We start from the raw sequence: 412 nt of genomic DNA, 5'->3' as shown, positions 1-412 counted from the left end.
CGCTAATAGACTGAGTCGCAGCCGTCTGCCGCCCGAGGTCCGCTTGCGAATCGGCAATCGTCTGCACGACCGCGGCGTTGAGGTCTTCCTTGGCCTCCGCGCGGACGTCTTGAAACTTCCGCCGCGAGGTTTTTTCAAGTTGCGCGCGCAGTTCGCGGTCCTTGACCGCTTCGACGACCCGCGCGACGTTCTCTTCGAAACGCTTTTGCATCTCCGCGAACTGTTTTTCCAGCTCGGCGATGCGCTGCTTCTGCCGGTCCGCCCATTCGCCGCGCAACTTGCCGCGCTCGAGCTCCAGCTCCTTGCGTTCCTCTGCCATTTGCTGGCGCAGGCGATCCAACTCATCACGGCTGCGATGCAAATAGGCAATCAGGTCCGCGGCTTCGCGGGCTTCCGGAGCCAGCAACGAACG

At 62.6% G+C, this 412-nt stretch carries 1 protein-coding gene; it reads right to left on the bottom strand.

The features are described from left to right. Positions 1 to 412, bottom strand: a 412-nt coding sequence (locus tag K9U40_RS24195; protein ID WP_282892587.1) for a hypothetical protein, incomplete at both ends; no start/stop codon positions are given.

It is taken from the genome of Xanthobacter autotrophicus, assembly GCF_030015065.1.
Classification (GTDB): domain Bacteria; phylum Pseudomonadota; class Alphaproteobacteria; order Rhizobiales; family Xanthobacteraceae; genus Xanthobacter; species Xanthobacter autotrophicus_D.
The sequence above is the reverse complement of the archived record's forward strand: the minus strand, read 5'-3'. Positions and strand labels throughout refer to the sequence as shown.